Here is a 6745-nt window from a genome sequence, read left to right as displayed (position 1 = left end):
CCGATCACGTCCTGATCCTGGCCACGGAACTTGTAATTGGTGGTCAGCGCCACGTTGCCCGTGAGGTTCGGCGGCTCGGCAGTCTGCGCGCCAGCGAGCATCGGCATGGCGATCAGAGACGCCGCGATCAGTTTTCTTTCAAATGCGTGTTTCATGTTTGAAGAGCGATGGGAGGAGGCGAGAGCGTATGGTTGCGCTCGTAAAGAGCACGCAAAAATCCGACGGCCGCGCATAAAGAATCGATCTCTTCGCAGTCGACTGAAGCACAAGGCAAATGCCTTTTCTTTGGCGTCGGCAGCTGGGCATTTACGACTTCTTTACGCCTCTCACTTCACTCTATCCCCTGTTTTTACGCAGCCGCGCGGAGACTTTCAGGATTGCTTTTGCAGGAGTGAAGAATGGACATCGTGTGGATTGCTGGCTTGGCGGCGATGTGGGTCGTCATGGCCGGAATGGTGGTCGGGCTCTTCAAGCTCGCCACACCCCAGGGAGAGCGTTCGTGATCGGCCTCGAAATCCTCTACGGGTTCGGCGGGCTCATCGCCGTGATCCTGTTCGCTTACCTTGTGTTCGCGCTGATCTGCGCGGAGGAGTTCTGAAATGAGCGCCTCTGCCTGGGGCCTGCTGGCCCTCTTCCTCGTTGTGCTGGGCCTCATGGCCTGGCCGCTTGGCCGGTACCTCGCCGTCCTGTGCGAAGGGCGCCTGCCGCGCTGGATGCAGCGTGTCGAATCGCCCATCTTCAAGCTCGCGGGCGCATCACCGGACAGCCCAATGCACTGGCGCAGCTATGCCCTGGCACTGCTCGCATTCAACGCGATCGGCGCGTTGGCCGTCTACGGCCTGCAGCGGCTGCAATCGCTGCTGCCGCTCAACCCCGCGGGCATGTCGGCGGTGTCACCGGATTCGGCTTTCAACACTGCTGTGAGCTTCGTCTCCAACACCAACTGGCAGGGCTATGCCGGCGAATCGACGATGAGCTATCTCACGCAGATGCTCGGGCTCACGGTGCAGAACTTCCTGTCCGGCGCGACCGGCATCGCGGTCGCGTTCGCGCTGGCGCGCGGCTTCGCGGCGCGCAGCACGGACGGCAAGGGACTCGTCGGCAACTTCTGGGTCGACGTCACGCGCATCACCGCGTGGCTGCTGCTGCCGATCTCCTTCGTGATCGCGATCTTCTTCGCGAGCCAGGGCGTGATCCAGAACCTCGACGCCTACAAGACCGTGACCACCGTGGAGGCCACGGCCTACCAACAGCCGAAGCTCGACGCAGCGGGCCAGCCGATCAAGGATGCATCCGGCAACCCACCGCTGGAGGACGCGACCACGACGATGCAGACGCTGGCCATGGGCCCCGTCGCCTCGCAGGAGGCGATCAAGATGCTCGGCACCAATGGCGGCGGCTTCTTCAACGCCAACTCGGCGCATCCCTACGAGAACCCCACCGCTCTCACCAACTTCGCACAGATGCTGGCGATCTTCCTGATTCCGGCCGCCTTGTGCTTCGCCTTCGGCCGCGTGGTCGGCGATCTGCGCCAGGGCTGGGCGGTGCTGGCCGCGATGACGGTGCTCTTCGTGGCCGCGGTCGTTGTGGTCATTCCCGCGGAGCAGGCCGGCAACCCCCTGATCGGCGCACTGGGCGTGGACCAGGCATCCAGCGCGATGCAGGCCGGCGGCAACATGGAAGGCAAGGAAGTGCGCTTCGGCATCGCCGCGTCGAGCCTGTTCGCGGCGGTCACGACGGCCGCGTCCTGCGGCGCCGTCAACGCGATGCACGACGCTTTCACGCCGCTCGGTGGCATGGTGCCGCTGGTGTTGATGCAGCTCGGCGAAGTCGTCTTCGGCGGGGTCGGTACGGGGCTCTACAGCATGCTGATCTTCGCGATCCTCGCGGTCTTCATCGCGGGGCTGATGATCGGTCGCACGCCGGAGTACCTCGGCAAGAAGATCGAAGTCCACGAGATGAAGCTGACATCGATCGCGATCCTGGTCACGCCCATCCTGGTGCTGGCGGGCACGGCCATCGCCGTGATCGCGGACGCGGGCAAGGCGGGCATCGCCAATCCGGGGGCACATGGATTCTCGGAAATCCTCTACGCGTTCACCTCGGCCGGCAATAACAACGGCAGCGCCTTCGCCGGCCTGTCGGCCAACACACCCTTCTACAACGCGTGGCTCGCCATCGCCATGTGGTTCGGCCGCTTCGGCGTGATCGTGCCGGTGCTCGCCATCGCCGGCGCACTCGCCGCCAAGAAGCGCATTCCGGTCACTGCGGGAACGATGCCGACGCACGGCCCGTTGTTCGTGACCCTGCTGATCGGCACCGTGCTGCTGGTGGGCTTGCTCAACTATGTGCCCGCGCTGGCCCTGGGGCCCGTGGTCGAACACCTGATGCTCTGGAAATAGGCACACCTCCAGGCTGCGCGCACTTCGTGTCGCTTCGCCAACCCCCTCGCAGGGGGCTACACCGGCGGGCCGGCGGAGCCGGTTCCACGGTGTTTCTGAAAGGTATTGAGATGCAAACTAAAACTTCCCTGTCACTGTTTGATGCAGCGCTGCTGCGCCCCGCGCTGTGGGCGTCGGTCACCAAGCTGAGCCCGCGCGTGCAGTGGCGCAATCCGGTGATGTTCATCGTCTACATCGGCAGCATCCTCACGACCGCGTTGTGGGTGCACTCGATCAGCTTCCCGGGCGACACAGGCATGCCAACCGCCTTCGTGCTCGCGGTCTCGATCTGGTTGTGGTTCACCGTGCTCTTCGCCAACTTCGCCGAGGCGCTGGCCGAAGGCCGCAGCAAGGCGCAGGCGGCCTCGCTGCGCGGACTGCGCAAGGACACCTGGGCCAAGAAGATGGTCGAGCCCTTCCACGGCGGCAAGTGGTTGCCGCTGCAGGCGCCGGAACTGCGCCGCGGCGACGTCGTGCTGGTCGAGGCGCACGACGTCATTCCGCTCGACGGCGAAGTGATCGAAGGCGTGGCCTCGGTCGACGAGAGCGCCATCACCGGCGAATCCGCGCCCGTGGTGCGCGAATCGGGTGGCGACTTCTCGGCCGTCACAGGCGGCACGCGGGTGCTGTCGGACTGGCTGGTCGTGCGCATCACGGTCAATCCGGGCGAATCCTTCCTCGATCGCATGATCGGCATGGTCGAAGCGGCCAAGCGCCAGAAGACGCCGAACGAGATCGCGCTGACGATCCTGCTGGTGGCGCTGACGCTGGTGTTCCTGGTCGTCACCGCGACGCTGCTGCCGTACTCGGTGTTCAGCGTCGGCGCGGCGGGCACGGGCACGGTGGTGTCGCTGACCGCACTGGTCGCGCTGCTCGTGTGCCTGATCCCGACCACCATCGGCGGCCTGCTGTCGGCGGTCGGAGTGGCCGGCATGAGCCGCATGATGCAGGCCAACGTGATCGCGACCTCGGGCCGCGCGGTCGAGGCCGCGGGCGACGTCGATGTGCTGCTGCTCGACAAGACCGGCACCATCACGCATGGCAATCGCCAGGCCAGCGCCTTCCTCGCGGCGCCAGGCGTTCCTCAGGAGCGCCTCGCGCGCGCCGCGCTACTGGCGTCGCTGCCCGATGAAACGCCGGAAGGCCGCAGCATCGTCGAGCTGGCCCGCCGCGGCGGCACGGATGACAAGGGCGTAGCAGATGCCCACTTTGTGCCCTTCACGGCGCAGACCCGCATGAGCGGCATCAACCTGCCGCCGGCGCCCAACAGTCTCGACGCCGAAGCGATCGCGCTGCGCAAGGGCGCTGTCGACGCGGTACGTCGGCACGTGGAAGCCATCGGCGGTGCGATGCCGGCCGAAGTCCTGCATGCCGCCGATGCGGTGGCGCGTCGCGGCAGCACGCCGCTGGCGGTGGCCGAGGGGCAGCGTGTGCTGGGCATCGTCGAGCTCAAGGACATCGTCAAGACCGACATCAAGGAGCGCTTCGCCGAGCTGCGCCGCATGGGTATCAAGACCGTGATGATCACCGGCGACAACAAGCTCACGGCCGCTGCCATTGCGGCCGAGGCCGGCGTGGACGACTTCCTCGCCGAAGCCACGCCGGAGGACAAGCTCGCGCTGATACGCCGCTACCAGGCCGACGGCCGCCTCGTCGCGATGACCGGCGACGGCACCAACGACGCACCCGCACTGGCGCAGGCGGACGTGGCCGTCGCGATGGGCAGCGGCACGCAGGCCGCGAAGGAGGCCGGCAACATGGTCGACCTCGACTCGAACCCGACCAAGCTGCTCGAAGTGGTCGAGACCGGCAAGGCGCTCCTGATGACGCGCGGCTCGCTCACCACCTTCTCGATCGCGAACGACGTGGCGAAGTACTTCGCGATCATTCCTGCGATCTTCATCTCGACCTATCCGCAGCTCGGCGCACTCAACGTCATGCGGCTGTCGAGCCCGTCGTCGGCCATCCTGTCGGCGGTGATCTTCAATGCGCTGATCATCGTGTTCCTGATCCCGCTTGCCCTGAAGGGCGTGCGCTACAGGCCCGTCGGTGCTGCCTCGCTGCTGCGCCGCAATCTCGCGATCTACGGCCTCGGCGGCCTCATCGTGCCTTTTGTCGGCATCAAGTTGATTGACTGGCTGCTCGTGGCAGTCGGTCTGGTCTGAGAACCTTCACCATGAAAAACATTCTTCGTCCCGCCCTCGTGCTCTTCGTACTGCTCAGCGCGCTCACGGGCATCGTCTATCCGTTGGCAGTGACGGGTGTTGCGCAGGCCGTGTTCCCGGCGCAAGCCGCTGGCAGCCTGGTCGTGCGCGACGGCATGACCGTTGGCTCCACGCTCATCGGTCAGAACTTCAGCGATCCGAAGCACTTCTGGGGCCGTCCCTCGGCCACGGCGCCCATGCCCTACAACGGCGGTGCGTCGGGTGGCGCCAACCAGGGGCCGCTGAATCCGGCGCTGGCCGATGCGGTCAAGAGCCGGATCGAAGCCCTGCGTGCGGCGGATCCGGGCAATACCGTGCCCGTGCCGGTCGATCTCGTGACGACCTCGGCCAGCGGACTCGACCCGGACATCAGCCCGGCGGCCGCGCACTACCAGGCGGCGCGCGTGGCGCGTCTGCGCAACCTCCCGATCGGACAGGTCGAGAACTTGATCGATCACCACACCGATGCGCCACTCTGGGGCCTGCTCGGCGGGGCGCGGGTCAACGTGCTGGCGCTCAACCTTGCGCTCGACGCGCAACCGTCTCCCTGAGGCTGCGCGCCCTGGCTCAATGCGCCTCCGACAATGCCTCCGAAAGCTGGCGCAACAATGATGCGCCGTCGCCCTGCCATGCGCTGCCGTGCATGCATGCGAGCGTGCGGGGTTGCTGCTGCGCAAGGCCGGCCAGCAATGCAGCCGTGTGCGGTGCATGCGCGTAGTAGTCCATTTGGTGTCGAAACGCCTCGCTCGGGCCCAGGATGTCGGTATCGGTGAGCGCCTTCTCGCCGTTGCCCGGCTGCGTGAAGAGGTCGCCACAGAAGAATGTGTGCGTGCGCGTGTCCATCATCAGCCCACATTCCCAGCCATGTGGAAGATGGGGAGTGTCGAACCAGCGCATCGTATGGTGGCCGAGCTCAAGTTCCTCGCCGTCGGCAAGCGCGCGCGGCGGGCGGTCGGCCAGATCGCCCATCGAGACCATGGCCGCGACACTGCTGCACACCGGCACTGCCTGCGGCGCTGCCGCCAGGAACAGGTTGATGGCGCCGCACTCGTCGGCCTCGACATGGGAGAACGCAACGTAGCGCAGGCGCTCGAGGGGCATCACGCTCGCGATGGCTTCGCTCACCAATGGAAAGAGCTGGCGCAGCCCGGAGTGAAACAACAACGGCTCGTCGTCGACCACGAGGTACTGGTTGAAGCTGAACAGGTTGCCGTCGGGCAACGGCGCGGGCGTGTTGATGCGGAAGATGCCCGTCCCGATTTCCTGTACGTTGGTGCCCGACTGTGAATTCGTGACCATTGCGCGTCTCCTCTGCGTTGGGAGCGACGACCGGATGCGTCGCCCGGGGGCGTCACGGTACTCCGATTCGGCAGTCCGGCGCCAGGGGCGCGAACCTGAAGCCGCAAATTCACAGCCTTCCGCTCACGACGCGGTAGATGTTCAAACAAGAATAATTGTCATCTGACCTCGCGCTGGTCAGCTGAAGCGCCGGACGTTCGCGAGGACGACTGACGCTTATTCCTCTGGACCAGCCGACTGAAACTCGATGAGATTGTTGCGCAGCGACACGATCGCCTTTTGCATCCGAGCGAATTCGTCCGGGGCGAGGCCCGGTGCATCCTTGATGCCCAATTCCATGCGCTTCTCGCGCAGTCGCCGACCGGCCTTCGTCAGCTTGACTCGCACCTGGCGCTCGTCCTCGGGGTCACGCTGCCTCTCCAGATAGCCCATCGCCTCCAGCTTCTTCAGCATCGGCGTGAGGGTGTTCGATTCGAGAAACAGCTTTTCGCCAAGGCCGCCGACCGTCTGATTGTCTTCCTCCCATAGCGCAATGATGGTGATGTATTGCGTATAGGTAAGCCCGAGCTGGTCGAGGACAGGCTTGTATGTCTTGCCGAAGGCCAGGTTCGCAGAATAGACCGCAAAACACAGGAAATCGGAGAGCCTCAGATCCTCGGAGTCCGCCTTGTCTGTCGATTTCATTTGCATCCTTTTGTCAAGAGACGAATGTCTCGGAAGAATTGAATTGTGGATCGTATGCGATCTCATCGCAAGGTATCCAACAGTCGCGAAAGAAGCCCGCAGACACAACTGCGGGCT

6 protein-coding genes are annotated in these 6745 nt (G+C 64.9%); 4 read left to right on the top strand and 2 right to left on the bottom strand.

Features of this window, described 5'->3' with window-relative positions:
- Nucleotides 1-499 precede the first annotated feature (499 nt).
- The 4 genes from kdpF to kdpC all read left to right on the top strand — a co-directional run bounded on the left by kdpF (nucleotide 500) and on the right by kdpC (nucleotide 5196).
- A complete protein-coding gene (gene kdpF / locus QTI04_RS29475; RefSeq protein ID WP_286604693.1) occupies nucleotides 500-598 on the top strand; it encodes a K(+)-transporting ATPase subunit F in 99 nt (32 codons plus the stop codon).
- A 1-nt stretch (nucleotide 599) separates the two neighbouring features.
- Nucleotides 600-2402, top strand: coding sequence for a potassium-transporting ATPase subunit KdpA (kdpA, locus tag QTI04_RS29470; protein WP_286618773.1), 1803 nt, complete (start codon nucleotides 600-602; stop codon nucleotides 2400-2402).
- A gap of 110 nt (nucleotides 2403-2512) precedes the next feature.
- Nucleotides 2513-4606: a potassium-transporting ATPase subunit KdpB gene (gene kdpB / locus QTI04_RS29465; protein WP_286604696.1), complete on the top strand. Its 2094-nt coding sequence runs from the start codon at nucleotides 2513-2515 to the stop codon at nucleotides 4604-4606.
- 11 nt (nucleotides 4607-4617) lie between these two features.
- The gene (gene kdpC, locus QTI04_RS29460; RefSeq protein WP_286618771.1) at nucleotides 4618-5196 is read left to right on the top strand and encodes a potassium-transporting ATPase subunit KdpC; all 579 of its coding nucleotides are present in this window, start codon (nucleotides 4618-4620) and stop codon (nucleotides 5194-5196) included.
- Between the two features lie 16 nt (nucleotides 5197-5212).
- Here the strand turns inward: kdpC and QTI04_RS29455 are convergent, their stop codons facing one another.
- Together QTI04_RS29455 and QTI04_RS29450 are read right to left on the bottom strand one after the other, a co-directional pair.
- Nucleotides 5213-5944, bottom strand: a complete 732-nt coding sequence (locus QTI04_RS29455) for an MBL fold metallo-hydrolase (protein ID WP_286604698.1) — start codon at nucleotides 5942-5944, stop codon at nucleotides 5213-5215.
- Between the two features lie 216 nt (nucleotides 5945-6160).
- Entirely contained in the window at nucleotides 6161-6628 is a 468-nt protein-coding gene (locus tag QTI04_RS29450; RefSeq protein ID WP_286604699.1) for a MarR family winged helix-turn-helix transcriptional regulator, read from the bottom strand.
- Nucleotides 6629-6745: the final 117 nt, after the last annotated feature.

The sequence above is a fragment of the Variovorax sp. J22R115 genome (assembly GCF_030317005.1).
Classification (GTDB): domain Bacteria; phylum Pseudomonadota; class Gammaproteobacteria; order Burkholderiales; family Burkholderiaceae_C; genus Variovorax.
Note: the sequence above shows the minus strand (reverse complement) of the source record. Positions and strands in the feature narration are given on the sequence as shown.